Origin of the sequence: Nocardia araoensis NBRC 100135, assembly GCF_000308435.1 — a bacterium.
Classification (GTDB): Bacteria; Actinomycetota; Actinomycetes; order Mycobacteriales; family Mycobacteriaceae; genus Nocardia; species Nocardia araoensis.
In genome coordinates this window covers 1-24,542 of the sequence record NZ_BAFR01000063.1, presented here as the reverse complement: position 1 = coordinate 24,542, position 24,542 = coordinate 1, and the positions used below count along the sequence as shown (strand labels likewise).

General features: G+C 69.0%; 25 protein-coding genes. 17 read left to right on the top strand and 8 right to left on the bottom strand.

From position 1 onward, the window contains the following. Positions 1–6 precede the first annotated feature (6 nt). Positions 7–618, bottom strand: coding sequence for an aa3-type cytochrome oxidase subunit III (gene ctaE / locus ON21_RS08815; protein ID WP_039797061.1), 612 nt, complete (start codon positions 616–618; stop codon positions 7–9). 516 nt (positions 619–1,134) lie between these two features. Here ctaE and trpD point away from each other — a divergent pair. Next, positions 1,135–2,196 (top strand): anthranilate phosphoribosyltransferase, encoded by a 1,062-nt coding sequence (gene trpD / locus ON21_RS08805; protein WP_039797059.1) that lies wholly within the window; start codon positions 1,135–1,137, stop codon positions 2,194–2,196. 148 nt (positions 2,197–2,344) lie between these two features. After that, a complete protein-coding gene (locus tag ON21_RS08800; protein ID WP_051020501.1) occupies positions 2,345–2,629 on the top strand; it encodes a hypothetical protein in 285 nt (94 codons plus the stop codon). 4 nt (positions 2,630–2,633) lie between these two features. Here ON21_RS08800 and ON21_RS08795 read toward each other — a convergent pair whose 3' ends face one another. Further along, the gene (locus ON21_RS08795) at positions 2,634–2,909 is read right to left on the bottom strand and encodes an Lrp/AsnC family transcriptional regulator (protein WP_039797057.1); all 276 of its coding nucleotides are present in this window, start codon (positions 2,907–2,909) and stop codon (positions 2,634–2,636) included. 5 nt (positions 2,910–2,914) lie between these two features. Beyond that, a complete protein-coding gene (locus ON21_RS08790; protein ID WP_039797100.1) occupies positions 2,915–4,657 on the bottom strand; it encodes a DEDD exonuclease domain-containing protein in 1,743 nt (580 codons plus the stop codon). Positions 4,658–5,252: 595 nt separating this feature from the next. Between ON21_RS08790 and ON21_RS08785 the strand changes: the two genes are divergently transcribed. The 13 genes from ON21_RS08785 to ON21_RS08725 all read left to right on the top strand — a co-directional run bounded on the left by ON21_RS08785 (position 5,253) and on the right by ON21_RS08725 (position 18,153). Further along, on the top strand, positions 5,253–5,822 hold the full coding sequence (locus tag ON21_RS08785) for a C40 family peptidase (protein WP_039797055.1): 570 nt from the start codon (positions 5,253–5,255) through the stop codon (positions 5,820–5,822). Positions 5,823–6,041: 219 nt separating this feature from the next. After that, positions 6,042–7,106: an NlpC/P60 family protein gene (locus ON21_RS08780; protein ID WP_039797053.1), complete on the top strand. Its 1,065-nt coding sequence runs from the start codon at positions 6,042–6,044 to the stop codon at positions 7,104–7,106. A gap of 123 nt (positions 7,107–7,229) precedes the next feature. Then, positions 7,230–8,231 (top strand): hypothetical protein, encoded by a 1,002-nt coding sequence (locus ON21_RS08775; RefSeq protein WP_039797051.1) that lies wholly within the window; start codon positions 7,230–7,232, stop codon positions 8,229–8,231. 340 nt (positions 8,232–8,571) lie between these two features. Further along, entirely contained in the window at positions 8,572–9,699 is a 1,128-nt protein-coding gene (locus ON21_RS08770) for a glycosyltransferase family 4 protein (protein WP_039797050.1), read from the top strand. A 29-nt stretch (positions 9,700–9,728) separates the two neighbouring features. Beyond that, entirely contained in the window at positions 9,729–10,112 is a 384-nt protein-coding gene (locus tag ON21_RS08765) for a hypothetical protein (RefSeq protein ID WP_039797048.1), read from the top strand. Positions 10,113–10,149: 37 nt separating this feature from the next. Then, positions 10,150–10,584, top strand: coding sequence for an SRPBCC family protein (locus ON21_RS08760; protein ID WP_039797046.1), 435 nt, complete (start codon positions 10,150–10,152; stop codon positions 10,582–10,584). Next, a complete protein-coding gene (locus ON21_RS08755; RefSeq protein ID WP_306307687.1) occupies positions 10,581–11,882 on the top strand; it encodes an ArsA family ATPase in 1,302 nt (433 codons plus the stop codon). Before ON21_RS08760 ends, ON21_RS08755 begins: the two co-directional genes overlap by 4 nt. Continuing rightward, entirely contained in the window at positions 11,872–12,288 is a 417-nt protein-coding gene (locus tag ON21_RS35690; RefSeq protein WP_051020498.1) for a hypothetical protein, read from the top strand. The genes ON21_RS08755 and ON21_RS35690 overlap by 11 nt, the downstream gene beginning before the upstream one ends. Then, the gene (locus tag ON21_RS08745; protein WP_039797045.1) at positions 12,285–13,295 is read left to right on the top strand and encodes an ROK family protein; all 1,011 of its coding nucleotides are present in this window, start codon (positions 12,285–12,287) and stop codon (positions 13,293–13,295) included. Before ON21_RS35690 ends, ON21_RS08745 begins: the two co-directional genes overlap by 4 nt. Before the next feature lie 178 nt (positions 13,296–13,473). Continuing rightward, on the top strand, positions 13,474–14,205 hold the full coding sequence (locus ON21_RS08740; protein WP_039797044.1) for a lysophospholipid acyltransferase family protein: 732 nt from the start codon (positions 13,474–13,476) through the stop codon (positions 14,203–14,205). Between the two features lie 217 nt (positions 14,206–14,422). Continuing rightward, the gene (locus ON21_RS08735; RefSeq protein WP_039797043.1) at positions 14,423–15,187 is read left to right on the top strand and encodes a sporulation protein; all 765 of its coding nucleotides are present in this window, start codon (positions 14,423–14,425) and stop codon (positions 15,185–15,187) included. Between the two features lie 70 nt (positions 15,188–15,257). Beyond that, the gene (locus ON21_RS08730; RefSeq protein ID WP_039797042.1) at positions 15,258–16,823 is read left to right on the top strand and encodes an alkaline phosphatase D family protein; all 1,566 of its coding nucleotides are present in this window, start codon (positions 15,258–15,260) and stop codon (positions 16,821–16,823) included. 52 nt (positions 16,824–16,875) lie between these two features. Continuing rightward, a complete protein-coding gene (locus ON21_RS08725; RefSeq protein ID WP_039797041.1) occupies positions 16,876–18,153 on the top strand; it encodes an FAD-binding oxidoreductase in 1,278 nt (425 codons plus the stop codon). A gap of 107 nt (positions 18,154–18,260) precedes the next feature. Here ON21_RS08725 and ON21_RS08720 read toward each other — a convergent pair whose 3' ends face one another. Then, positions 18,261–18,764: an SPW repeat protein gene (locus ON21_RS08720; RefSeq protein WP_083880487.1), complete on the bottom strand. Its 504-nt coding sequence runs from the start codon at positions 18,762–18,764 to the stop codon at positions 18,261–18,263. Between the two features lie 129 nt (positions 18,765–18,893). Here ON21_RS08720 and ON21_RS08715 point away from each other — a divergent pair, with 129 nt between their 5' ends. Then, the gene (locus ON21_RS08715; RefSeq protein ID WP_063821034.1) at positions 18,894–19,340 is read left to right on the top strand and encodes a MarR family winged helix-turn-helix transcriptional regulator; all 447 of its coding nucleotides are present in this window, start codon (positions 18,894–18,896) and stop codon (positions 19,338–19,340) included. Between the two features lie 76 nt (positions 19,341–19,416). On the opposite strand, the gene ON21_RS08710 is transcribed toward ON21_RS08715, so the two are convergent. The 3 genes from ON21_RS08710 to ctaC all read right to left on the bottom strand — a co-directional run bounded on the left by ON21_RS08710 (position 19,417) and on the right by ctaC (position 21,612). Continuing rightward, on the bottom strand, positions 19,417–19,848 hold the full coding sequence (locus tag ON21_RS08710) for an RICIN domain-containing protein (protein WP_039797040.1): 432 nt from the start codon (positions 19,846–19,848) through the stop codon (positions 19,417–19,419). A gap of 215 nt (positions 19,849–20,063) precedes the next feature. Then, positions 20,064–20,480, bottom strand: a complete 417-nt coding sequence (locus ON21_RS08705) for a cytochrome c oxidase subunit 4 (RefSeq protein ID WP_039797039.1) — start codon at positions 20,478–20,480, stop codon at positions 20,064–20,066. Positions 20,481–20,493: 13 nt separating this feature from the next. Further along, on the bottom strand, positions 20,494–21,612 hold the full coding sequence (gene ctaC / locus ON21_RS08700; RefSeq protein ID WP_245562514.1) for an aa3-type cytochrome oxidase subunit II: 1,119 nt from the start codon (positions 21,610–21,612) through the stop codon (positions 20,494–20,496). A 336-nt stretch (positions 21,613–21,948) separates the two neighbouring features. On the opposite strand from ctaC, the gene asnB reads away from it, so the two are divergent. Then, positions 21,949–23,892, top strand: coding sequence for an asparagine synthase (glutamine-hydrolyzing) (gene asnB / locus ON21_RS08695; RefSeq protein WP_039797038.1), 1,944 nt, complete (start codon positions 21,949–21,951; stop codon positions 23,890–23,892). Positions 23,893–23,949: 57 nt separating this feature from the next. Here asnB and ON21_RS08690 read toward each other — a convergent pair. Then, positions 23,950–24,542 (bottom strand): PfkB family carbohydrate kinase (locus ON21_RS08690; RefSeq protein WP_039797036.1); only part of this gene is annotated, 593 nt, incomplete at its 5' end.

Genomic DNA, 24,542 nt, shown 5'->3' with positions numbered 1-24,542 from the left:
CCACGATCAGCGGACGAAGTAGATCGTGGCGAACAACCCGATCCACACGATGTCGACGAAGTGCCAGTAGTAGGAGACGACGATCGCGGCGGTGGCCTGCGCGGGGGTGAACTTGCTGACCTTGGTGCGCATGAGCAGGAACACGAACGCGATCAGACCGCCGATCACGTGCAGACCGTGGAAGCCGGTGGTGATGAAGAACACCGAGCCGTAGGAGCTGCTGGAGATCGTGGTGCCCTCGTGCGCGAGGTTCATGTACTCGTAGCCCTGGCCGCCGACGAAGAACGCGCCCATGATCAGAGTGATGACGTACCAGCGGCGCAGGCCGAACACGTCGCCCTTCTCCGCGGCGAACACGCCCATCTGGCAGGTGAACGACGACGCGACCAGCACGGTCGTGACCGGCACTGCGAGCTTCAGATTCAGCTCGGTCGGCTCCGGCGGCCAGTTACCGTGCGCCTGGGCGCGGGCGACGAAGTACATCGCGAACAGGCCGGCAAAGAACATCAGCTCGCTCGACAGCCAGATGATGGTACCGACGCTGACCATGTTGGGCCGGTTCAGCGAATGCACACGCTGGGTAATGGCCGATCCTGGGGTCCCTACTGCGGTCGTCACGGGGGTAAGTATGACTCGTCGTAGTACGACGGCCGTACCCGGGTACGAAACTCGTTCCTCCGTGTCGGAAAACGCAGGAAAAGACGGGCTCTCGACCAGGCAGGGGCCGGTATGAGCGAGCTGCGTGCCGGTGGAACGAGTCGCACCCGCGGACGAACGCCCGGCCAGCATGACAGGCGAGGGTAAGGAGAAGCTGAGATGAAGGTTCAGGTGGCGCAGGGACTGTGGCAACTCCCCCGCGCCGCAGGACGACGGTCCTGGCACCGACGAGTTCGAGACGGTGATCCTGCGGCGCGTCCAACTGCTCGACGCCCTGCACTGCTCCCAGGAGCGCTCCCGCATGGCCGGCCTCGCCCAGCGTCACGATGGCGTCGCCGTCGGCTGGGACGCCCTGCAACCGGCGCCGGCACCACACACTCCGGCATAACCGGTCGCGCACTAGGCTCCTTGCGGACAAACTGGTGCGAACCGGTGTGCCGGGACAGGTCGCGACCAGTGTGACGGGAGAAGTGTGGAATGAGCGTGCGCAGCTGGCCCCAGGTGCTGGGAACCCTCGCCGACGGTGGCGACCTGGCCGCGGACGACACGGCGTGGGCGATGAGCGAGATCATGTCCGACAACGCCACCACCGCGCAGATCGCGGCGTTCGGCGTCGCAATGAAGATCAAGGGCCCCACTCCCGCCGAGCTGACCGGCCTGGCCACCGGCATGCTCGAGCACGCGCGGCTGGTGCGGATCGATGGCGACGCGGTCGACATCGTCGGCACCGGCGGTGATCGGTCCGGCTCGGTGAACATTTCCACCATGTCCGCGATCGTGGTGGCCGCGGCCGGTGTCCCGGTGGTCAAGCACGGCAACCGGGCCGCATCGTCGAAGAGCGGCGGCGCCGACGTGCTGGAGGCGCTGGGCGTGAAGCTCGCGCTCGGTCCGCAGGCGGTGGCGCGCTGCGTACGGGAAGTCGGCATCGGTTTCTGCTTCGCGGCCGTGTTCCATCCCGCCCTCAGGTACGCGGGCGCGGCGCGCAGCCAGATCGGCATTCCGACCGTCTTCAACGTGCTGGGGCCGCTGACCAACCCCGCGCAGCCGCGCGCCGGGCTGGTCGGCTGCGCGTTCCCCGATCTGCTGCCCGTGATCGCGGGCGTGTTCGCCGAGCGCGGCGCGAGCGCGCTGGTGGTACGCGGCAACGACGGTCTCGACGAGATCACCACCTCGGACACCACCGAGGCGTGGGTCGTTTCGGGCGGACGAACGCGACAGGCCACCATCGATCCGACCCGCATCGGCATCTCGCGGGTCGATCTGGACGCGCTGCGCGGCGGCGACGCCGAGGTGAACGCGGGCGTGGCCCGCGACGTGTTCGCCGGCCACGCCGGCGCGGTCCGGGACGCGGTGCTGGTGAATTCGGCCGCGGCGATCGTGACCTACGACTGGTCGCGGGGAGTGGGTGATCCGGATGCGGACCTGCACGCCGCGCTCGCGGCAGGCGTGGAACGCGCCGCCGAGGCGATCGACACGGGCGCGGCCGCCGCGCTACTGGAGCGCTGGGCGAAGCTGACGCAGACACTGGGCGACAGCTGACGCGGACCACCGAGGTTCGCCGACACGCTGACCTGAGCGAAGGCCACGGCCGGGATGGTCGCGGCCGGTAACGTCGGCCGGGCAATTCGGCGCATGCCGAGTCCGCCGGGCACCGCGCCGATCGGTTCGACCGACGAGGAGCACCGACATGCGATCCTTTGTTCCGCTACTTCCGCCCCTCCTCGCCGCCGCGGGCATCGCCGCCGCTCCCGGAGCGCACGCGGCCGGTGGCGCCTTGTTCGCCGACGGCGCCGTGTACGAGAACCCGGTCGGCTGCCTGGAGGTCGGCGACGGGTCCGACGTGGAGATCCGCAACCGCACCGACGGCGTCGCGCAGCTGTACGAGTCGCCGGATTGCTCGGGCGATGTCGTCGTGCTGCCGCCGAACGACGGCGCCTATTTCGCGGTGCGCAGTGTGCGGGTGGCGGACTGAGGGGTTACTCGCCGAGCGAGAACGCGGCCTCCACTTCGGCGCGGGAATACGACTTGAACGCGATGTGCGTGGTGGTGCGCAGGACACCCGGCGTCTTGTCGATCCGGCCGGTCACCACGTCGGCGATCTGCTCGTGGTCGCGTACCCGCACGATCGCGATCAGGTCCACGTCACCGGCGCAGGAGTAGACCTCGGTGACGCCCTGGGTGTCCGCCACCGCCTGCGCGGTCTCCGGGATGCGGCCGTTGTCGGCGTGAATCAAGACGATCGCGGTAATCATGAGGCTCAGCCTAAGCGGTTCAGATAACCCTGCTCGGTCGGTTGGGCGCGGACCGCGGCGTCGGCCAGTTCCGCCCAGCCCAGCCAGCGTGCCGCGCCGGACATCGGCTCGTGATATCCGTCCGTGGTCCGCACGATCCGGACCCCTGGCCGGGCCAGCCAGCGGGCGATCAGCGCCACTTCTTCCGGAGACGCGCCGGAAATGGCCACACCGGTCGGAACGACCGTCTCGGCGGCGGCGACGATCTGCTCCACGACCGGCATCGGCGGAACACCGCGCGCGGCGGTGCCGGAACCGGCCAGGCGGCCGTACCGGATGACCGCGAACTCCCACCCGCCGCCGCCGTCGGGATGCGCTGCGATGAGTTCGGCGATGCGCGCCACCGCGGCCAGTCGCTGAGTGCGCCGTAGCGCGCGCACCACTCGCGCCGCCCGATCGCGCAGCCGCGCCGCCGCCTCGAAATGTTCCGCGCGCGAATACGTTTCGATGCGGTCGAGCATGAACCGGACCGGCGCGTCGCTGCGCCCGGCGAACAACGCGCGCACGAGCGCGGGAGCGGCGGCGTACTGCGTCATGTCCAACGGCTTTCCTTCCGAGCCCGCCGGACATCCACCCACCAGTGCGGGCGGGCACTCGTGCACCGCCTTACGCGACAGCCGCGCCGTGCAGGTGCGCAACCCGGTGAATTCGGCGATGATCACGCCCAGATCGGCGGCGTCGTTGCGAGAGTGGAACGGTCCCAGGGCATCCCGGCCGGGGTCGCGCACCACCGCGAACCGCGGGAACGGCTCATCGGTGAGGGTGAGCCACCAGGCCCGCTTCGGGAACTTCGACCGGCGGTTGTAGGGCGGGGTGTGCGCCACCAACAAGCGCAGTTCGCGTACCCCCGCCTCGAGCGCGTGAGCGCACACCACGTGGTCGACCCGAATCGCCAGCGACACCATCTCTTTCATCCGCCCCCGGGTCTCCGAACCGGTGAAGTAATTGCGGACGCGGCGGCGCAAGTTCACCGCCGTACCTATATATAGGACTTCATCGGAAGGACCGCGGAACAGATACACCCCCGGAGCGGCGGGGAGGTCGGCCGCGAGGACGCGTTTCGAGCGCTGCCGGGGCGTGACGTCGGGCAGATAGTCGAGCAGCTCGGTGAGACTGTGGACGCCCTGGTTCCCGACCCGAGCGATCAGCGCGTGCAGCACGTCGACGGTCGCGCGGGCGTCTTGCAGTGCTCGGTGCGTCGGCTGGGTGGCGGCGCCGAGCAGCCGGGCCAGCGAACTCAGCCGAACGGAGGGCGCCTCGTCGCGCCCGAGCACCCGTCGCGCCAGCTTCACGGTGCACAACACCTGCGCGGCGGGCCAAGGGGTGTCGCACTGCGCCGCGGCGGCGCGCAGGAACGCCATGTCGAACCGCGCATTGTGCGCGACCAGCACCGCCCCCGCGGCGAACTCGAGAAAGCCGGGCAGCACCGCCTCGATCCGCGGCGCGGCGTACACCATCGCGGTGGTGATGCCGGTGACGTGCACGATCGCGGGCGGGATCTCGCGTCCCGGGTTGACCAGCGTCGCGAACTCGCCGAGCACCTCGCCGCCGCGCACCTTCACCGCTCCGATCTCGGTGATGCCGTCGGCTCCGGGACTGGTTCCCGTGGTCTCCAGGTCCACGACCACGAAAGTCGTGTCGTACAGGGGAGTGTCGAGCTCGTCGAAAGCCAGCTGCTGTACGGCTCGGCGCGGCGCGGGATCGGACACGGCGAGCAGCGTAGAGCCACGGTCCGACAGGAACGGGGCGCGCGGATACGCCACGAAATGTCCGAATAACACCGTGGGGATTCCGGGGCGATACCCGGGAAATGATCTAGAAATGCGAAAAAGAGACTCAGATCACATAAGGTTCAAAACTGTATCAAACATTGCCGCGAGTCGCGCCGAAGGCAAATGATCACCGCCGGGCGTGTCGGCGACAATCGGCTCTACGGCGTACGAAGCGGCGACCATACCGGCACCTATGGCCGACAATCCGGATCTACCTGGCAAAACACTGCGCGAATCACCCAGCTGCAGCCCCCGCTCCTGCCCGCGACGAAACCTTGACCAACGGTGTGCCCATCCGGCGATTTCACTGCCGTTATCTTTTCGTGATTCGGTGGGACGTATCTCACATCCATTTGCCGGTGAAATTGTTGAGCAACCCCTTTTCGCTCTGTCGACGCTTTACAAACGACCGTGATGTGTTCGTAACCTTCTCGAGACCTCACGGAGTCCGCCGCGCCGACCGGTGCGGCGCCGACGAAGTCCGCGGCACCACCGGGTGCGGCGTCGTGAGGCAGATTGGGAGTACCGCATCATGACGACCAACGCCGCCAAGCGTCACGCGAAGCGCGCTGTTGCCGCCGGGGCCGTCGGCGCTGCCACCATCGGCGCGTTCCTGCTGCCCGCAGCCCCCGCGTCGGCCCAGCCGGTGACCATCCCCGGTGTGGGGACCTTCGACGTCCCGAACGAGGTTCCGGTCCCGCCGGGCATCCCGGGCCTCGAGCTGCCCGGTCCCGCTCCCCTCCCCTTCGCCGCACCCAGGTCCTCCGGCGACATCGCGCTGGACGCCGCGCTGAGCAAGGTCGGCTCGCCGTACGTCTACGGCGCGGCGGGCCCGAACGCGTTCGACTGCTCCGGCCTGGTCCAGTGGTCCTACCGCCAGGCGGGTGTCGAGCTGCCCCGCACCAGCGGCGCGCAGCTGGCCGCGGGCACCCCTGTGTCCCTGGACGATCTGCGCCCGGGCGACCTCGTCTCCTTCTACGGCGGCAGCCACTCCGGCCTCTACGCCGGTGACGGCAACGTCGTGCACGCGTCCACCTCGGGCCAGCCCGTGAAGGTGGCGCCGATCTCCTCCATGCCGATCGCTGGCGCTCGCCGCTTCTGAGAAGCAGCTGGTCGGGCCGCGAGATCGCGGCCCGACCGCACCACGGCCCTGTGATCGTTTCGTTCTCTACTGGACATCGACGCGGGCCGTTCCGTAACCTAACCGAGACCTTCCACTGAGTACCCGGGTTCGCCCGGCGCAAACCACGGGTTCGTCGAAGGCATTCCGCGTCGGTTTCGCTGAGAGATCGCTTCACAAGAGAACGGGGCACCGCGGGCTGTGGCTGAGCATCACCGGAGACAGCAGACCAAACGTCTGGTGGGAGGGACGCTGGCAGCCGGATTGCTGGCCGCCGGTCTCTACGGCGGCGGCCCGGCGGAAGCGGACCCGGTAGCGCTTCCCTCGACCGCCACGGAAGCCGTGCAGCGGATGATCGATCTGTCTCGCCAGTCCGAACAGCTCAATCAGCAGGCGCTGGGCGCGGAAGCCGAATTGGAGGCCAAGCTCGCCGTTCAGCGGGACGCCGACGCCAGGCTGGCCGCCAGCACCGATCTGGTGAACCAGGCACGGGACGAGGTCCGCCGGTATCAGCCGGTCATCGACCGCACCGCCATCGCGGCCTACCAGGGCGCCCGCACCAATCGCCTGTTCGCCGTGCTGGTCAGCGACTCACCGCAGCAACTGCTGGATCAGATGTCCACGCTGGACGTCGTCGCAGCGCAGACCTCCGAGCAGCTCGACCACTACAAGAAGGCCACCGACGCCGCGACCGCTGCCGAATCGTCGGCTCGCGCCGCCGCCGACGCGGCCCGTTCCGCCGCGCAGAAAGCCGACGCGGTGCGCATCGATCTGGAACACAAGCGCAGCGACCTCGGCGGCGCCATCGCCGAGGTGGTGCAGGCCTGGGGCACGCTGTCGGCCAAGGACAAGTCGGCCCTCGCCGGATCGCCGTTCCCGCCCGGCTTCGACCGGGACAGCCTCCTGCAGGGCCTCGTCCCCGGCAGCGGGACCAGCGCGCTTGCGGCCGGGCTCACGCGGGTCGGCGACCCCTACGTCTGGGGCGCCACCGGTCCGAACCAGTTCGACTGCTCCGGCCTCGTCCAGTGGGCGTTCAAGCAGGTCGGCAAGAACGTGCCGAGGACGAGTTCGCAGCAGGCCACCTACGGCACGCCCGTGGCCAAGGAGGATCTGCAGCCCGGCGACGTCGTCTTCTTCTACTCCGACATCTCGCACGTCGGCATCTACGCGGGCAACGGACTCATGCTGCACGCCTCCACCTTCGGCGTGCCGGTCGCGGTCGCACCCATGGGCTCGACGCCGTTCCATTCGGCTCGGCGATACTAGAGGCCGTGAGCGAGCCAACCAGCGGCACCGGATTACCCACGGCCCGAGCGACCGGCGACGGGCGACGGTGAGCCGCCCCCGCGGTCGGCGCGGCACCGCCGTATCCCCGGCCGGGGCGCGCCGATGACCGGCATGCGGCGATTGCGCGCCTGGTGGTCGGCGCGGCGGCGATTCGAGTTCTGTCTCACCGTCGCGACGGTGGTGGTGCTCACCGGCGTGTGCGTCGCGCTGATCATGTTGCCGAACACGGTGCTGCCGAAACTGCGGGCCGCGGAGCCCGGGGCGACCGAGGCGGTGGGGCAGGCGGCGGCCGCCGATCCCAGGCTGGCCGAGGTGCGGCGCATCGTCGAACCGTTCGGAGCGATCATCGCCCGCCAGGTGCCGATCGGAGACGGTCGGCGATCCCTGGTCGTCGGCCATCCCGACCAGCGAATCGAAATAGACGTCCTGGAACGTGAACTCGCCGACGCCACCGCCGCGGTGACCGACGTCTGGGGTCCCGCCTGGGCACAGTCCGCGCTCGTCGTCGTCGCCTCGTCGCCCTCCGAATTCGCGGCCCTGCTGCGCTCACCCGGTCTCCTGCCCGCCGAAGTCGCCGCCGCCTCCGTCGCCGACCCGTTCACGCCGGGCAGTCGGCCCACCGGCCAGCGCGTCGTCTTCGGTCCCGACACCGGACGCCGCCTCGATCCCGAGGGTATGGCCACCCTGCTGCGGCACGAACTCACCCACATCGCCGCCCGCGCCGACACCGTCGACGGCGCCCCGCTGTGGATGCTCGAAGGATTCGCCGACTACACCGCGCACCATCGCGAGAACCAGCGGTTCGCCGACATCGCTCCCACGCTCACCGCGCATGCGCACGCCGGCCGCATTCCCGAGGGTCTGCCGCCCGATACCGACTTCTCCGGCCCCGACGCCGCCTTCACGTATGAAAAGGCCTGGTCGATCTGCGCCTTCGTCGCCGAGAAGTACGACCAGGCCCACCTCGTCCAGCTCTACCGCCGCATCGCTGCGGGCAAACAGGACCCAGCCACCGAAGACGCCATCCTCCGCGAAGTCCTCGGCACCACCCGCACCGAGTTCGTCGACGACTGGCGCGAGTGGCTCCGCACCCGGACCGCGTGACCCGCACTGACAGCGCGAGCGCACCGGATCCGAACCGCCGTTACGCAAAGTGGTGCGCTCGGCACCGAACTACTCCCGAAGTCGTGGTCCCTACCCCGGCCTGCGCGGCGGGTGAGACGCGCGGCGCAAACGGTCAACCGACCCGGCACTCCCTCAGAACGCCGGTTCGAACACCCCGAGCCCCGACCACCCACTCCGCCGCGCGCACCACGCCCAGAGCTGACAGACAGACGCGCCCAGCGCACCCCCACCACTTCTTCCGAGCGAAGCGAGACCGAGCATCCGCCGTTCGCGGCCCGCGACGAAGTCGCGGCAAATTCAACCCAGTATTTTGTTGCGCATGGCCCGAACTTTGCTGGTTACCAATGATTTCCCGCCGCGGCCGGGCGGTATCCAGTCGTATCTGCAGGCTTTGGCCGGTGAGCTGCCGCCGGACGACCTCGTGGTCTACGCTCCGCGCTGGCGTGGCGACAGCCATCTGAAGTTCGATGCCCGGCAGAAGTTCCAGGTCATTCGCCATCCCACCACGCTGATGCTGCCGACTCCGCTGGTACTGCGCCGCGCCGCGCGGCTGCTGCGCAGCGAGCAGTGCGACACGGTGTGGTTCGGGGCGGCGGCGCCGCTGGCGTTGATGTCGCCCGCGCTGCGTCGTGCGGGCGCCGAACGCATTCTGGCCAGCACCCACGGCCATGAGGTCGGGTGGTCGATGCTGCCGGGGGCCAGGCAGGCGCTGCGGGCCATCGGCGAGCACACCGACGTGGTCACCTACGTCAGCCGCTATACCCGCCGCCGGTTCGCGTCCGCGTTCGGCCCGAACGCGGCGCTCGAGTATCTGCCGCCCGGCGTGGACTCCGAGGTCTTCCGCCCGGATCCGGCCGCGCGCGCCGAGCTGCGCGACCGCTACGGCCTTGGCGACCGACCGACCATCCTGTGCCTGTCCCGGTTGGTGCCGCGTAAGGGGCAGGACGCGCTGATCCTGGCGATGCGCGAGATCCGCGAGCGAGTGCGCGGCGCGGTTCTGGTGATCGCGGGCGGGGGCCCCTTCGAGGAGAAGTTGCGCGCCCTCGCGGTGGCCGCGGGCGTCACCGAGGACGTGGTGTTCACCGGCCGCGTCCCGTCCGGCGAGCTGGCCGCGCATCACACGCTGGCGGACGTCTTCGCCATGCCGTGCCGGACCAGGGGCGCTGGGCTGGACGTGGAGGGGCTGGGCATCGTCTACCTGGAGGCCTCGGCGTCCGGCGTCCCGGTGGTCGCGGGCAATTCCGGCGGCGCGCCGGAGACCGTGATCGAGGGCAAGACCGGTCGGGTGGTGGACGGCCGTTCCGTGCAGCAGATCGCCGACGCGCTGGTGGAGATCCTGTCGGACCGGGATGCCGCCGCGCGGATGGGCGCTGCGGGGCGCGCGTTCGTCGAGCAGCAGTGGCGCTGGGACAGCCTGGGCGCGCGCCTGCGACAGCTGCTGCGGTGATCCGCGTCGCATCTACTACGCTCAGCGGAGTGAGCAGTATCCAGGTCGCAGACCAGACCTTCGTCGCCGCACCGGGGGCCGCCGTGGCCGAGCTGCTGGCGGGACCGAGCAATTGGCGCCGTTGGTGGCCGGACCTGTCCCTGGAGGTCAGGGAGGATCGGGCCGAGAAGGGCATCCGCTGGTCGGTGTCCGGTGGCCTGACCGGGACCATGGAGGTGTGGCTGGAGCCCGCGCTCGACGGGGTGATCCTGCACTATTTCCTGCACGCCGAGCCGGAGCCCGCGCTCCCGGCGGGCAAACTCGCCGCCGCCAACCGGGCGCGCCGGGTCGCGGGCAAGAACATGTCGTTCGAGGTGAAGTCCCGGTTGGAGGCGGGCCGCCCCGCCGGTGTCACTCCCGCGCCCCAGCCTTGATCTACCAGCACCGACGCTGAAAGGAACCGCTGTCCGCATGGCCGACCGGACCCAGAGATCGATCGTCATCGAGGCCCCGTCGCAGCAGGTGATGTCCGTCATCGCCGACCTGGAGTCCTACCCGCAGTGGGTATCGGCGGCGAAGTCGGTGGAGGTCCTGGAGGTGGGGCCGGACGGTTTGGCCAAGACCGCGCGGTTCGTGCTGGACGCCGGAGTGGTCAAGGACACCTACGTCCTGTCCTACGACTGGCGCGCCGACCGCAAGGCGGTCAGCTGGCGGCTGCTCAGCGGCGAGTTGCAGAAAGCGCAGAACGGCACCTACGAGCTGATCGATCGGCCCGGTGGCACCGAGGTCGTCTACACGTTGACCGTGGATCTGAACATCCCGATGATCGGCATGTTCAAGCGCAAGGCCGAGAAAGTGATCACCGACACCGCGCTGAAGGAACTGAAGAAACGGGTCGAAGGCTGACCGCGCACAAGACCCGGGTCGAGCTGTTCATCGGCAAGGGCGGGGTGGGCAAGACCACGCTCGCGTGCGCCACCGCCGTGGCCGAGGCCAGGTCGGGCCGTCGCGTGCTGGTCGCCTCGCTCGATCAGGCGCATTCGCTGGGCGACGCGCTGGGTTTCCGGTTCCCGCACGATCCGGGCACCGTCACCGGTGTGGCCACCGTGCTGCCCGGGTTGGACGTGATCGAGATCGATTCGCTCGCGCTGCTGGAGGACCGGTTCCGCGACGTCGTGCGCCTGATCTCCACCGGCCGCGGGCACGAACACGGTTTCGACCTCGCCGCGTTGGATCCGGCGGAGCTGACCGGATTGCCCGGCGTACAGGAACTGCTGATGCTGGTGGAGATCACCCAGTTCGCCGCGGAGGACGACTGGGATCTGATCGTCGTCGACTGCCCGCCCTCGGCGGACATGCTGCGCATCGTCACCGCACCGGGGACCCTGCTCGGTTACGTCGAACGGATCTGGCCGCCGCACGCGCGGGCGATGAGCGCCGTCGGCACCGACCTGCGGCGCGCCGTACTGGCGGCCACGGTGGAACGAATCGTCCAGGCGGTCACGGAAGTTCGCGATCTGCTCGCCGATCACCGGCGGACGCGAGCTCGACTGGTCACGCTCCCCGAGCGGGTCGCCGTGGCCGAATCGCAGCGGGTGCGTTCCGCCGCGGCGCTGCTGGGCCTGCGACTGGACGCCGTGGTGGTGAACAAGGTGCTGCCCGACCTGGCGGCGCCCGGCGGAGCCGAACATCCGGCGGTGCAGTGGTATTCGAACCGGCGCGGCGAGCAATCGGAGGTCATCGCCGAGTTGCGCAGTGCGATGCCGGGTATACCGGTGGTGATCGCGCGGCACGCCGGTCCGGAGCCGATCGGCCCGAACTCGCTGGCCGCGCTGTCGTACGCGATGGACTCGGCGGGCGACACCGGGGGCGCTGCGCTTATGCTGAGCGACAATCGGACGGAGGTCGACGCGAGTTCCGGCGAACCGCTGGTTCTCCTGGAATCCGGCACCGGATTGCAATCGGTGTACGCCCTGCGCATGCATCTGCCGGTGGTCGACGCCGCCACATTGCGCCTTGGCCGAGTGGAGGACGATTTGATCGTGGGAGCGGACGGTGTGCGGCGGCGGGTGCGCCTGGCGCCGGTATTGCGGCGGTGCACGGTCGACGGCGCCGAGCTCGATGACGGATACCTGGTGGTCCGCTTCCGGCCGGACCCGCGGGTCTGGGCGCACACGTCGGAAAGTGACGGACATGACCGGTGATCCGCACTCGCCGGGGGGCGACAAGGTCGGCGGCCACACCGCGCCGGACGGTGTCGCCGAATTCGCCGAGGAACTGAAGCTGCTGGCCGAGGCGGTGCTGGAGCGGGTCGAGCCGGTGCTGCGGCGCGCGGCCGACGGACAGGTCGAGTGGTCCAGTTGCAGCTGGTGCCCGGTGTGCGCGGCCGCGGCGCTCGTGCGCGGGGAGCACCACGACGTGCTGGCCGCGATCGCCGATCACGGCACCGCGATCGTCACCGTGCTGCGCGAAGCGCTGGCGGGCGTGCCGGTCGAACCCGTCATGCCCACCGACACCGACCCGGAGACCGGCGCGCCGCATCGCCACGGACCACCGGAGGACGGCGAGGGCCCTCGTTACGTCGACATTCCCGTGACGATCAAGGTATGACGCACCAGATGGCCGGTACGCGACCGCTGACCGTCGGAATCGACGTCGGCGGCACCAACATTCGGGCGTCGGTGATCGACGACGGCGGCGAGGTGCTGGACACGGTCCAAGCGCCGACGCCGCATTCCGCGCGAGCGCTGGAGGACGCGCTGGACCGGGCCGTGCGCGACCTGTCCGGCAGGCACCCCATCGGCGCGGTCGGCCTTGCGGTCGCCGGGTTCATCAACGGTGATCGCTCCACCGTCCGGTTCGCCCCGCACCTGCCCTGGCAGGACGCCCCGGTCGCCCAGCGGCTCACCGAACGGTTGGAACTGCCGGTGATCCTGGAACACGACGCCAACGCGGCGATGTGGGCCGAGTACCGGTTCGGCGCCGCCGCGGGCGGGCACAACGTGGTGCTCGTCGCGATCGGCACCGGCATCGGCGCCGCCCTGCTCATCGACGGCCAGTTGTACCGGGGCACGCACGGTGTCGCGCCGGAACTGGGTCATCTGCAGGTCGTTCCGCAAGGGCGGGCCTGCCCGTGCGGCAAGCGGGGGTGCTGGGAGCGCTACTGCAGCGGAACCGCGCTGGCGGAAACCGCCATCGAGATGATGGCCAGCGACACGGTGCGTTCCGTGCTGGCGAGGGACGTGGCGCGCGATCCGGGCTCGCTGACCGGACGGCGGGTGGCGGGAGCGGCGCAGGACGGCGATCCGCTGGCCGTGCGGGTGATGGCCGACTTCGCGCGCTGGCTCGGGCTCGGACTGGCGTTCGTCAGCGACCTCTTCGACCCCGACCTGGTGGTGATCGCCGGTGGGGTGAGCAGTTCCGCTCCGCTGTTCCTGGACGAGGCGCGCGAGGAGTACGCGCGCGCGATCACGGGCGCGGGACACCGCCCGCTGGCTCGCATCCGGACCACCCAGCTCGGCGAGGCCGCGGGCATGATCGGCGCCGCGGACCTCGCCAGGGCGGCCCTTCCCTCCGGCGCGCGCAAGTCCGCGCGCATAGCACGGACCAGCCGGTGACAGCGCCGGCCACAACCTTCGTGGCCTGCCGCGACACGCCGACTGTCAGCATCGGTCGGCGTCGGTGCCGAAGTGTGGTGAGATTCGCCGCTGCGGTTGGATGTGATCTTGCACCGGCGGTAAAGTCGGCAATTGAAGCAGGTGCCCGCAACTATCCCGGTCCCGGGGGAAGGACGTCATGTTCTACTGGCTGCTGAAGTACGTGCTGCTGGGACCGTTCATTCATCTCTACAACCGGCCTACGGTCGAAGGTGTGGAGAACATTCCGGCGGACGGGCCGGCCATCATGGCGGGTAACCACCTCTCCTTCGCCGACTGGCTGTTCGCTCCGTTGCTGAGTCCGCGGCGGATCAACTACCTCGCCAAGGCCGAGTACTTCACCACCCCGGGCATCAAGGGCCGGTTCCAGAAGTTCTTCTTCAGCGCTACGGGCCAGTACCCGATCGACCGCAGCGGCGCCGACGCTGCCGAGGACGCGCTGAACGCCGCCCGCAAGCTGCTCGACCAAGGCCGTCTGGTCGGCCTGTACCCCGAGGGCACCCGCTCCCCCGACGGTCGCCTGTACAAGGGCAAGACCGGCTTGGCCCGCCTCGCTTTGGAGACCGGCGTGCCCGTCATCCCGGTCGCGGTCATCGGCACCGACGAGGTGAGCCCGCCCGGACCGTTCCGCTGGCGTCGCAGGAAGGTCACCGTCAAGTTCGGTGAGCCCATCGACTTCTCCCGCTACGAGGGCATGGGCGGCAACCGCTTCGTCGAGCGCGCCGTCACCGACGAGGTCATGTACGAGCTGATGCAGCTCACCGGTCAGGAGTACGTCGACGTCTACGCCCACAGCCTGAAGAAGGGCGTCCCCAGCGGCAGCCGCCCCGCCGCCGTTCCCGTCCGCATCCCGGACACCGCCGCGGGCTGATCGCTGCATCACAGTCGAGCGCGGCATCGTCGAGTCGGCTGACGTGCGCCCCTCGACCGTACTGGCAGGCGGCCTCATGCCCGCGGGCGTCCGGTAAGTCCGCCGTACGCCGTCGACGGCGACTGCGGCGTCGAAAACAACCTGGACTCGACCGAGTAGTCCAGGGCGACAAGGTAATGACAAGCCTTCGGTAAGACGGCGCGGCGAAAGTACGAGCATGTTCAAGAAGTTGCTGGCGGCGGCCGGGGTCGGCGGGGCCGAGGTGCAGACCGAATTGTTCACCCCGGGTGTGCAACCCGGGGGCACTGCGGAGGGCGTGATCCGGTTGCGGGGCGGTTCCGTCGCGCAGGAGATCACCCACGTGGCCGTCGAGTTCGTGACCAGGGCCGAGCAGGAGTACGAGGAGCACGAAGGCGTGCGCGACATCGCCTTCGGCCGTACGGGTGTGCACGGACCGCTGCATCTGCCCGAGGGCGCGCCGCTGGAGTTCCGCTTCGCGGCCCGCGCTCCGATGGAAACACCGATCACGTTCTACAACGGACGGCACCTGCCCGGCACGGTGGTCTCGCTGCGCACGATCGTGGAGATCCACGGGGCGGTGAACGCCGCCGACACCGACCCGATCGGCGTCGGCGCACTGCCCGCCCAGCACGTGCTGCTGGAAGCGGTGGAACAGTTGGGATTCCACCTGCGCAGCGCGGACGTGGAATCGGGCCGGGTGCACAACACGCCCCAGACGCTGCCGTTCTACCAAGAGATCGAGTTCGCGGGTTCGCCGCACTACCCCGGCTTGAACCAGCTCGAGGTGACTTTCGTTCCGACCGAGACCGGCATGAGCGTGGTCCTGGAAGCGGACAAACGCGGTGGCCGGCTCTCCGAGGGCCGAGACGTGTTCGACGCGCTGTGGGTGGACTACCAGCACCTGGGCGGCGTGGACTGGGCGGGCGAACTGCACCACCGCATTGCCCGCCTGGCGCACTGAGCGCTGCTTGTTGTCCACACGGACCCGGACCGTTCACGCGCCGTTGACGTAGTTGCGTCAGGGTTGCTTCATGACCGGCTCGGACTCGAGACCATCCCGGCGCACCGTATTGCGCGCCTCCGCGCTCGGACTCGTGGCCGCCCCGGCGCTGGCGGCATGCTCGCCGGGCGACGGCCCGGCGCTGGTCCGGCAGCGGCCGGTGCTCACGCACGGTGTCGCGGTGGGCGATCCACGCGCGGACGGCGCACTGATCTGGGCCCGCGCCGATCGCCCCGCCACCTTGATCGTGGAAACGGCCGCGACGGAATCGTTCGCCGACCCCAGGAGTTTCACCGGGCCGCTGCTCACCCCGGACTCCGACGGCACCGGCCGGGTACGGGTCAACGGCCTGCCCGCCGGAACGCAGGTGCACTACCGGGTGACGCTCCGTGGCGAGGACGGCGCCACCTCGGAACCGGTCACCGGAGTCTTCCGCACCGCGCCCACCGCCGCGGCGGACATCCGGCTCCAGTGGTCCGGCGACGTCGCGGGCCAGGGCTACGGCATCAACCCGGAGCTGGGCGGCATGAAGATCTTCGCCGCCATGGCCGCCCGCGACCCGCACCTGTTCCTGCACTCCGGCGACTCCATCTACGCCGACGGACCGCTACGGGAATCGGTCGCCCTGCCCGACGGCCGGATCTGGCGCAATGTGGTGAGCGAGGCGAAAAGCGCTGTCGCGCAGACGCTCGATCAGTTCCGCGGCAACTACGCCTACAACCTGAGCGACGAGAACTACCGCCGCTTCAACAGTTCGGTCGCCCAACTGGTGCAGTGGGACGACCACGAGACGGTGAACAACTGGTACCCGGGCGGACTCGTCGCCGAATCCAAGGGCTACGCCGAACGCGCCATGGACACCCTGGCCACCCGCTCCTGGCAGGCCTTCCACGAGTGGATGCCACTGGAGCCGAGGGAGGCGGTGGACGGGCGCCTGTATCGCAAGATCGCCTACGGTCCGCTGCTGGACGTCTTCGTGCTGGACATGCGCACGAACAAGGACGCCAACAACGCGAACAACGGACCCGACGGCCGCATCTTCGGCCCGGCGCAGACCAGGTGGCTCATCGACAGCCTCCGCGAATCCACCGCCACCTGGAAGATCATCGCCAACGATCTGCCGCTCGGCCTGGTCGTCCCCGACGGCGAGCAGAAGAACACCACTGCTTTCGAGGGGCCCGCCAACGGTGATCCCGGCGCACCGTCGGGCCGGGAACGCGAGATCGCCCAGGTGTTGTCGTCCATCAAGGCGAACAAGGTGGCCAATGTCGTCTGGCTCACCGCCGACGTGCACTACACGGCGGCGCACCGCTATTCACCCGCGCGCGCGGCCTTCACCGACTTCGAGGAGTTCTGGGAGTTCGTCTCCGGGCCGCTCAACGCGGGTGCGTTCGGCCCGAACCAGCTCGACGGCACGTTCGGTCCGGAGGCGGTCTACGTGCACGCTCCGCCGGTGCAGAACAGTTCGCCGCTGGATGCCTTCCAGCATTTCGGCGAGGTGCGCATCGACGGAAAGTCAAGGGAACTCACCGTCGATCTGTGCGACGCCGCCGGATCCGTCCTGTTCAGTAAGAGCCTTGCGCCCGCGTCGCGGTGACACCCCAGTTCGGGGGAGCGGCGCGGGCCGCGCTGTGGTTAGCTTTTCTGCCATGAGCACGCCGCAAATTGTCTCCAACGCCGAGGAATACCTCCCCCGCGATACCGCCGATGTCGTTCGCACGGTGCGGGATTCACGCGGGCGATCGGAACGGCTGATGGTGCGCGGCGGCGAGCTGATCGACGAGGGGCTCGCGCTGCCCGCCCAGCCGACCGTGGTGTCGCTGCGCCGGATGAATCAGGTGCTGGACATCAACCTGGGCAGGCGCACCGTCCGGGTGCAGGCGGGCGCGAAACTCTCCGATATCGACCGCAGGCTCGGCGCGCACGGCCTCGGCCTGCCCATCGTCGGCGACCACCGCGACATCACCGCGGGCGGCTTCGCGTCGGTCGGCGGCGTCAGCGCGGCGTCACACAAGCACGGCCTGTTCATCGACCAGATCGTCGATCTGGAGTACGTGGACACCGACGGGCGCATCGGCACCTGCGGGCGCACCCACCACACCGAGCGGTTCCAGCGCATCCTGGGCGCGGGCGGCCGGGCGGGCATCATCACCGCGCTCACCCTGGACGCGATCGAGATCGACAAGGAACGCACCTGGCTGACCACCAACGCCGATCGGTTCCTCGACTTCGACTCCTTCGTCGAGCATGCCTACGCGGAGATCCTGCGGCCCGGCAATGCCGAACTGCAGGTGGGCCGTTGGGTCGACACAGCGCCGCTGAAGGTGGCGCGCCCGGTCGGCACCGGCCACGTGCAGCTGGGCACCGTCCGGTTCGGACAGTGGTCGAGCCTGTACCCCACCGCGCCGACCAGAGGGCTGCGCGCCCGCCGCGAGGTCGGGTCACGCGCGCGGAAATCGCTGGGCGCCATCGCCTCGGCCGCGCCCGGCAAAGCGGGCATGCCCGTGCGCAACGCGGCCGCGGGCGCGGTGCTGTTCGCGCCGAAGGTGCAGACCCTCCGCGATGCCGAGTATCTGGCCGATACGGCGCTCAGCTCCTCCGAGCGCGGTCCCGCCTACCGGGTGGGCATTTTCGCGCCCCTGTCGAGCTATACGTCGGTGTTCTACCGCCTGCACGACCTGTTCTCCGGCCACCGCGAACGCACCGGTTGCTTCACCGTCATCTCCGCGATGACCTACGGCGTCCGCTCCCGCTACCTGCGCGCCGAATCCGCCGCCCGCGGCCTGCCCGCCGAAGACCACGGCCTGATCACCTTCACCTGCCGCCTCCGGCCCGCCGCGCTCCCGTCGGAACTGTTGCGCGACATCGTCTCCGGCATCGAGGAGATCTGCCGCTCGGAGAACGCGCTGCGGTACGAAGCGGAGTAGCGGCTCGACGGTCCGGCCACCGCCCGCCGCGATGCTCACGCAACGGCGGGCGGACCTGTGTTCGAGCGAGCCGGAACTCCTGGGTTACCGCCGGTGCGAATCCCGTTTCACCGTGTGGTCGTCTCCGGCGGAAGCCCGGACGCTCGCGGAGTTCGAGTCGCGCCCGCACCGGGTCCCTGACCGGTGTGTCGCCCGGTCCGGCTCATCCCCAGGAACATCGAAGCCAGACCGAGCAGCACCGCGAGTGCGCCCGTGACCACGTTGTTCCATATCGTCCGTGTGGTATCGACGTTCCCGCTGACGATCCATGGAGCGAGGATCGTCCACAGGCCGATCAGCGGAGCGGCCCAGACGATGCCGTGCGTCCGGCCGTACACCGAAGCGAATCCGAGTGCCAGCATCGCCAGCGCGATACCGCAGATCAGATTGTTGACGGTCAAGGTCGAGAATCCGTTGAAGCCGACCACCCACGGGGAGATCGCGATATAGAGCCCGGTCAAGAACAGCAGGCCGGTGACCGCCTGGGCATCCGGCTCTTCCGAGGCGCGCTCGTATTTCTCCCGCAACTCCACGATGTCGGGGTGCCGGCTCATCATGGTTTCACTACTCATGCTCTCCACCACCTTCGCGAATAGTGGCGAATCGAAGCTCTCTCGAGCCGGGGCGGCCCGCTATGGGTCCGAAACGCGGCCGTCCTGATCGCCGTTCACTCATATATCACGCTGTGATAATATCACTTCATGATGGAAGGGTCGATGTCCGCGCCTGCCCACCTCACCGACCAGGAGTACTCGAGGCTGCTGGCGTTGCGCACCGGGCTTCGCCAGCTGCTGCGATGGAGTGAGCGCCGGGCGTCCGAAGCGGGGCTCACCGACACTCAGCACCAACTGCTGCTGGCGATCCGAGGGCATTCCGACCCGGACGGACCCAGCATCGGAGAGATCGCCGGTTACCTGTCCGCCCGCCATCACAGCGTGGTGCAACTGATCGATCGCACCGAGCAACTCGGCCTCGTCGCCCGCAGGCGGGGCGAGCACAAGGACCGCCGCGTCGTCCGCCTGACCCTGACCGAGGCGGGCAGGCAAGCCCTGGTCTCACTCAGCGCCACCCACCTCGACGAACTGCAGCGACTCACTCCTCTGCTGAGCATGCTGGACGATCCCGCGATGGTGGCGCAGGCCGGGTGAGGACCGAGCACAGCATGAGCCGGACGCTGGACCACGATGCGACGCGCGATGTGGGGCTGCCCGCGCCGGGCGGGAATCATGCGCGCTGGAAGTGCCACCGCTGACTGCTGCTGGAGGGCTCGTACCGCGCCAGTCCGATCCGGTCGGTGCCCGTGTCACCGCCGTCACCGGGTAGATCGAGGACGAGTTCACAAGGGGGCCACACAGCGATGCGGTACCGGTCGGGGTCGGCTTCGTCGGTCATGATCCGCCAGCCCATCGGCGGGCCACTGCACTCGACCTGCACTCCCGCACTCACCAGCCCCGCACCGAGCCCCAGCCTGGTGCCGGTGCGTCCGCTGACGATGTACCAGACTTCTTCGCCGAATCCCGGCGCGGTGGACAACAGCCAGTGCTGCCATCCGTCCTCGACACCCGGCTCACCCACCACCGTCACCTGATCAGCGCTGTCGAGCGCCAGCACCCGACCGGTGCCGACATTGACGATCCGATAAACACCCTCGCTCAACCCAGCCATGGTCTGTCGTCCTCACCGCAGGAGCTCCCGCCCCAGAGAATTCCGCACCTTCGGGCTACCCCGCCCGTTCACCGGTGAATCACATCCGAGATTTCGGCTGCTCACACGAAAACGCTCGGCTGGGAAATCCCAACCGAGCGTTTCGCCCTGCCGTTGTCACCACCGCGCCCACCGGAACCTCCGATGGGCCGCTCGGGTGCGTCTGCTCAGTGCTTCTCCGGCCCGAGGTAGTACTCGAACACCAGCCCCGCGGCGGCGGTCAGGACGCAGACCACGCCGATGCCGATCAACCAGAACTGGAAGAACGCCAGGCCGAGAGCGGTCACCGAACCGGCGGCGGCCAGGGTGATCGGCCAGAAGCTGCCGGGCGAGAAGAAGCCCAGGTCGCCGGCGCCGTCCACGATCTCGGCGTCCTCGTAGTCCTCCGGGCGCAGGTCGAGACGACGGGCGACGAACCGGAAGTAGGTGCCGATGATCAGCGACAGGCCCGCGGTCAACACCATGGCCGTGGTGCCCGCCCACTCGACACCGGTGCGCGACTGACCGGTGAAGAAGCCGTAGACACACGCGATGATGATGAAGAACACCGTGAGCAGTTCGAAAATCCGCGCTTCGATCTTCATGTCAGCTCAATCCTCACTTGCTCTCGGCCGAGGCCGCGCTCTTGGTGTCGCGCCTGGTGTTGAACGGCGCGGTGGACGTGGCGACCGGGGATTCCCCGATGGACTCGAGCGCCTCGGCGTTGGTCTTGCCCGCCTGGCGCGCGTCCAGGTACTTGGTGAACTTCTCCGGCGTGACCGCGCGGACCTCGAAGTTCATCATCGAGTGGTAAGTACCGCACATCTCGGCGCAACGGCCGACGAACGCGCCTTCCTTCTCGATCTTGGAGATCTGGAAGACGTTGTCGGAGTGGTTTTCCTTCGGGTTGGGCATCACGTCGCGCTTGAACAGGAACTCCGGCACCCAGAAGGCGTGGATCACGTCGGCGGCGGCCAGCTGGAACTCGATGGTCTTGCCGGTCGGCAGCACGAGCACCGGGATCTCGTTGCTGGAGCCGATCGTCTCCACCTTGTCGTAGTGCAGGTAGGACAGGATGTCGTTCTCCGGCTTGCCGTGCACCGGGCCCGGCTGCGGGTGACCGTCCTTGGTCCGCTCCTTGTACCCCTCGAGCTGTTCCTGGTTCAGCGCCTCACGCGAGGTGTCGATGCCGTCGAACCGGTAGCCGTCCTTGAAGTCGACGTTGCGGTAGCCGAACTTCCAGTTCCACTGGAAGGCGGTCACGTCGACCGTGACGTCGGGGTTGTCCACCTTCTCGTGCACGTAGTTCTGCACGACCACGGTGAAGTAGAACAGCACGGCGATGATGACGAACGGGATCGCCGTGTAGGTCAGCTCCAGCGGCACGTTGTAGCCGGTCTGGCGCGGGAACTCCGGGGAGTCGGCCTTCTTGCGGTGGAACGCGACGGTCCAGAAGGTCAGGCCCCAGACGAGCACGCCCATCGCCAGCGCGGCGATGACCGACCAGGTCCACAGTTCCCGCATCCGAGTGGCCTGCGGCGTGACGCCCGAGGGCCAGCCGAACCGCAGCCAAACATTGTCGATCGAGCAGCCCGAGACGAGCAGCGCGGTGATCCCCAAGGACACCGCCAGCCCGGCCCGCCGAAGGATGCGGCCCCGCCCACCCCGGGCGGGTCGTGCCCCGATCTCTTCGCTCGCCTTGTGCGCCACGCTCACGCCTTCCTGGTCGCCACACATTCCGACAGTGCATCGTCCGGGCTGCGATCGGCCCCGACGATACGTCCTAAGCTCGTTTCAGGGCGCCCTCCGGGCCAGCGCATTCGCGCGGGTCGCCTGAGAGAGACCTGAGTACTACGCAGCGTAGACCAAACACACCCCCCGTTTGTCGTCGGGTCGGCTTCGACACCTCACCGGGCCCGCGCGGATCATCGTCACCAGCGATTCCGTCCGGACCGCGACGCGCACGACGCGCGGATGCGGCGGGTGCGGCATACTCGGACACTAGATTTCGTCCCCTTGCGCCCCATCCGGTGCGCGCGTATCCCGACTGCGAGAAATGAGGTTGCCGACGCCGTGTGTGGACTGCTCGGATTCCTGGCATCTGACGAGGCGGCACCTGGCACGGTGGAGCAGGTCTACGAGGCCTTGCACTGCGTGCGCCACCGCGGCCCGGACGAGCGCGGCACCTGGCACGACGACCATGTGATCTTCGGCTTCAACCGCCTGTCGATCATCGACATCGAGCACTCGCACCAGCCGCTGCGCTGGGGCCCGCCCGAGCAGCCGGAGCGCTACGCGCTCACCTTCAACGGCGAGATCTACAACTACCTGGAACTGCGCGCCGAGCTCGCCGAGGCGCACGCCGCCGAGTTCCCGGACGGCAAGATCTTCCAGACCGAAGGCGACAGCGAGGCCATCGTCGCGGCGTTCCACTATTGGGGTCCCGAGGCGGTGCGGCGGCTGCGCGGCATGTTCGCCTTCGCGATCTGGGACACCGAGACCCAGGAGCTGTTCCTGGCCCGCGACCCGTTCGGCATCAAGCCGCTGTTCCTGGCCACCGGGCCGGGCGGCACCGCGTTCGGCAGCGAGAAGAAGAGCCTGCTGGAACTGCTGCCCGCGCTGCGGTTGAGCGACGCGCTGGACCCGCGGGCGCTGGAGCACTACACGGTGCTGCAGTACGTGCCGGAGCCGGAGACGCTGCACAAGGACATCCGCAGGCTGGAATCGGGCAGCTACGCCACCGTTCGGCCCGGTGCGGCGCCGGTCGTCACCCGGTACTTCACGCCGAAGTTCCCGGTGCGCCCGTTCACCCCGGGTTCGGCGGCGGCGCGCTACCGGGAGATCGCCGCGGCGCTCGAGGACTCCGTCGCCAAGCACATGCGCGCCGACGTGACCGTCGGCTCGTTCCTGTCCGGCGGCATCGACTCCACCGCGGTCGCGGCGCTGGCCATGCGGCACAACCCGAAGCTGATCACCTTCACCACCGGATTCGAACGCGAGGGCTACTCGGAGGTGGACGTGGCCGCCGAGAGCGCCGAGGCGATCGGCGCGCGCCACGTGGTGAAGGTGGTCTCCCCCGCCGAGTTCGCCCAGGCGATCCCCGAGATCGTCTGGTACCTCGACGACCCGGTGGCCGACCCGGCGCTGGTCCCGCTGTACTTCGTCGCCAAGGAGGCCCGCAAGCACGTCAAGGTGGTGCTCTCGGGTGAAGGCGCCGACGAGCTGTTCGGCGGGTACACCATCTACCGCGAGCCGCTGTCGCTGAAGCCCTTCGAGAAGCTGCCCCGCGGCTTGCGCAGGCTGGCGGGCAAGCTGTCGGACCGGATTCCGGACGGCACGAGGGGCAAGAGCCTGCTGCACCGCGGTTCGCTCACGCTCGAGCAGCGCTACTACGGCAACGCCCGCAGCTTCAACGACGCCCAGCTGCGCGCCGTGCTGCGCGAGTTCCGGCCGGAGTGGACCCACCAAGACGTCACCGCGCCGCTGTATGCGCAGTCGCGCGGCTGGGACCCGGTGGCCCGGATGCAGCACCTGGACCTGTTCACCTGGCTGCGCGGCGACATCCTGGTCAAGGCCGACAAGATGACCATGGCCAACTCGCTGGAGCTGCGCGTGCCGTTCCTCGACACCGAGGTGCTGAAGGCGGCCGAGGGGCTGCCGTTCGACCAGAAGATCACCAAGGAGACCACGAAGTACGCGCTGCGTCAGGCACTGGAGGGCATCGTGCCGCCGCACGTGCTGCACCGCGCCAAGCTCGGCTTCCCGGTGCCGCTGCGGCACTGGCTGCGCGGCACGGAACTCTACGACTGGGCGCGGCAGCAGATCGCGGAGTCGCAGACCGATCACCTGCTGAACAAGGCCGCGATCAGCGAGATGCTGGTCGCGCACCGGGCCGGGACCGCCGATCACAGTCGCAGGCTGTGGACGCTGCTGGTGTTCATGGTGTGGCACGGCATCTTCGTCGAGGACCGGATCAAGCCGGAGATCCAGGAGCCGGTCTACCCGGTCTCGCTCTGACCTCGAAACCGCGAAGGGCGCGCACCCGGTGGGGTGCGCGCCCTTCGTCATCACGATCTACAGCAGCGTCTTGATGTCCGCCGCCGCTTCGGGGCCGTAGGCCTCGGTGAGTCGCTCGAGCGCGGACTCCTTGTTGAGCGTCCATTCCTGGGTGCCCATGGTCTCCAGCACCAGCACGGCGATCAGGGAGCCCAGCTGGGCGGAACGCTCCAGGCTCAGCCCGGCGGTGTGCGCGGTGAGGAAGCCGGCGCGGAAGGCGTCGCCGACACCGGTCGGCTCGACCTTCTCGCGCTCGGGCACGACGCCGACGGTCACCTCGGTGCCGTCGCGGTCGACGATCCGCACGCCCTCCGCGCCCAGGGTGGTGACGCGGACGCCGACCTTCTGGGCGACCTCTTCCTCGCTCAGACCGGTCTTCTGCAGCAGCAGCGCCCACTCGTACTTGTTCGTGAACAGGTATGCGGCGCCGTCGATCAGCTGCACGGACTGATCGCCGTCCAGACGGGCCAGCTGCTGCGAGGGATCGGCGGCGAACGGGATGCCGAGTTCGCGGCATTCGGCGGTGTGCCGCAGCATCGCCTCCGGGTCGTTCGCGCCGACCAGGACGAGGTCGAGCTTCTGGGTCTCGGACAGCTCGGCGATGGAGATGT

Coding starts and splice junctions, on each gene's coding strand:
- trpD (WP_039797059.1), top strand. CDS start 1,135: ATGAGCGTGCGCAGCTGGCCCCAGGTGCTGGGAACCCTCGCCGACGGT.
- ON21_RS08800 (WP_051020501.1), top strand. CDS start 2,345: ATGCGATCCTTTGTTCCGCTACTTCCGCCCCTCCTCGCCGCCGCGGGC.
- ON21_RS08795 (WP_039797057.1), bottom strand. CDS start 2,909: ATGATTACCGCGATCGTCTTGATTCACGCCGACAACGGCCGCATCCCG.
- ON21_RS08785 (WP_039797055.1), top strand. CDS start 5,253: ATGACGACCAACGCCGCCAAGCGTCACGCGAAGCGCGCTGTTGCCGCC.
- ON21_RS08775 (WP_039797051.1), top strand. CDS start 7,230: ATGACCGGCATGCGGCGATTGCGCGCCTGGTGGTCGGCGCGGCGGCGA.
- ON21_RS08770 (WP_039797050.1), top strand. CDS start 8,572: ATGGCCCGAACTTTGCTGGTTACCAATGATTTCCCGCCGCGGCCGGGC.
- ON21_RS08760 (WP_039797046.1), top strand. CDS start 10,150: ATGGCCGACCGGACCCAGAGATCGATCGTCATCGAGGCCCCGTCGCAG.
- ON21_RS35690 (WP_051020498.1), top strand. CDS start 11,872: ATGACCGGTGATCCGCACTCGCCGGGGGGCGACAAGGTCGGCGGCCAC.
- ON21_RS08745 (WP_039797045.1), top strand. CDS start 12,285: ATGACGCACCAGATGGCCGGTACGCGACCGCTGACCGTCGGAATCGAC.
- ON21_RS08740 (WP_039797044.1), top strand. CDS start 13,474: ATGTTCTACTGGCTGCTGAAGTACGTGCTGCTGGGACCGTTCATTCAT.
- ON21_RS08735 (WP_039797043.1), top strand. CDS start 14,423: ATGTTCAAGAAGTTGCTGGCGGCGGCCGGGGTCGGCGGGGCCGAGGTG.
- ON21_RS08730 (WP_039797042.1), top strand. CDS start 15,258: ATGACCGGCTCGGACTCGAGACCATCCCGGCGCACCGTATTGCGCGCC.
- ON21_RS08725 (WP_039797041.1), top strand. CDS start 16,876: ATGAGCACGCCGCAAATTGTCTCCAACGCCGAGGAATACCTCCCCCGC.
- ON21_RS08720 (WP_083880487.1), bottom strand. CDS start 18,764: ATGAGTAGTGAAACCATGATGAGCCGGCACCCCGACATCGTGGAGTTG.
- ON21_RS08715 (WP_063821034.1), top strand. CDS start 18,894: ATGATGGAAGGGTCGATGTCCGCGCCTGCCCACCTCACCGACCAGGAG.
- ON21_RS08705 (WP_039797039.1), bottom strand. CDS start 20,480: ATGAAGATCGAAGCGCGGATTTTCGAACTGCTCACGGTGTTCTTCATC.
- ctaC (WP_245562514.1), bottom strand. CDS start 21,612: ATGTGTGGCGACCAGGAAGGCGTGAGCGTGGCGCACAAGGCGAGCGAA.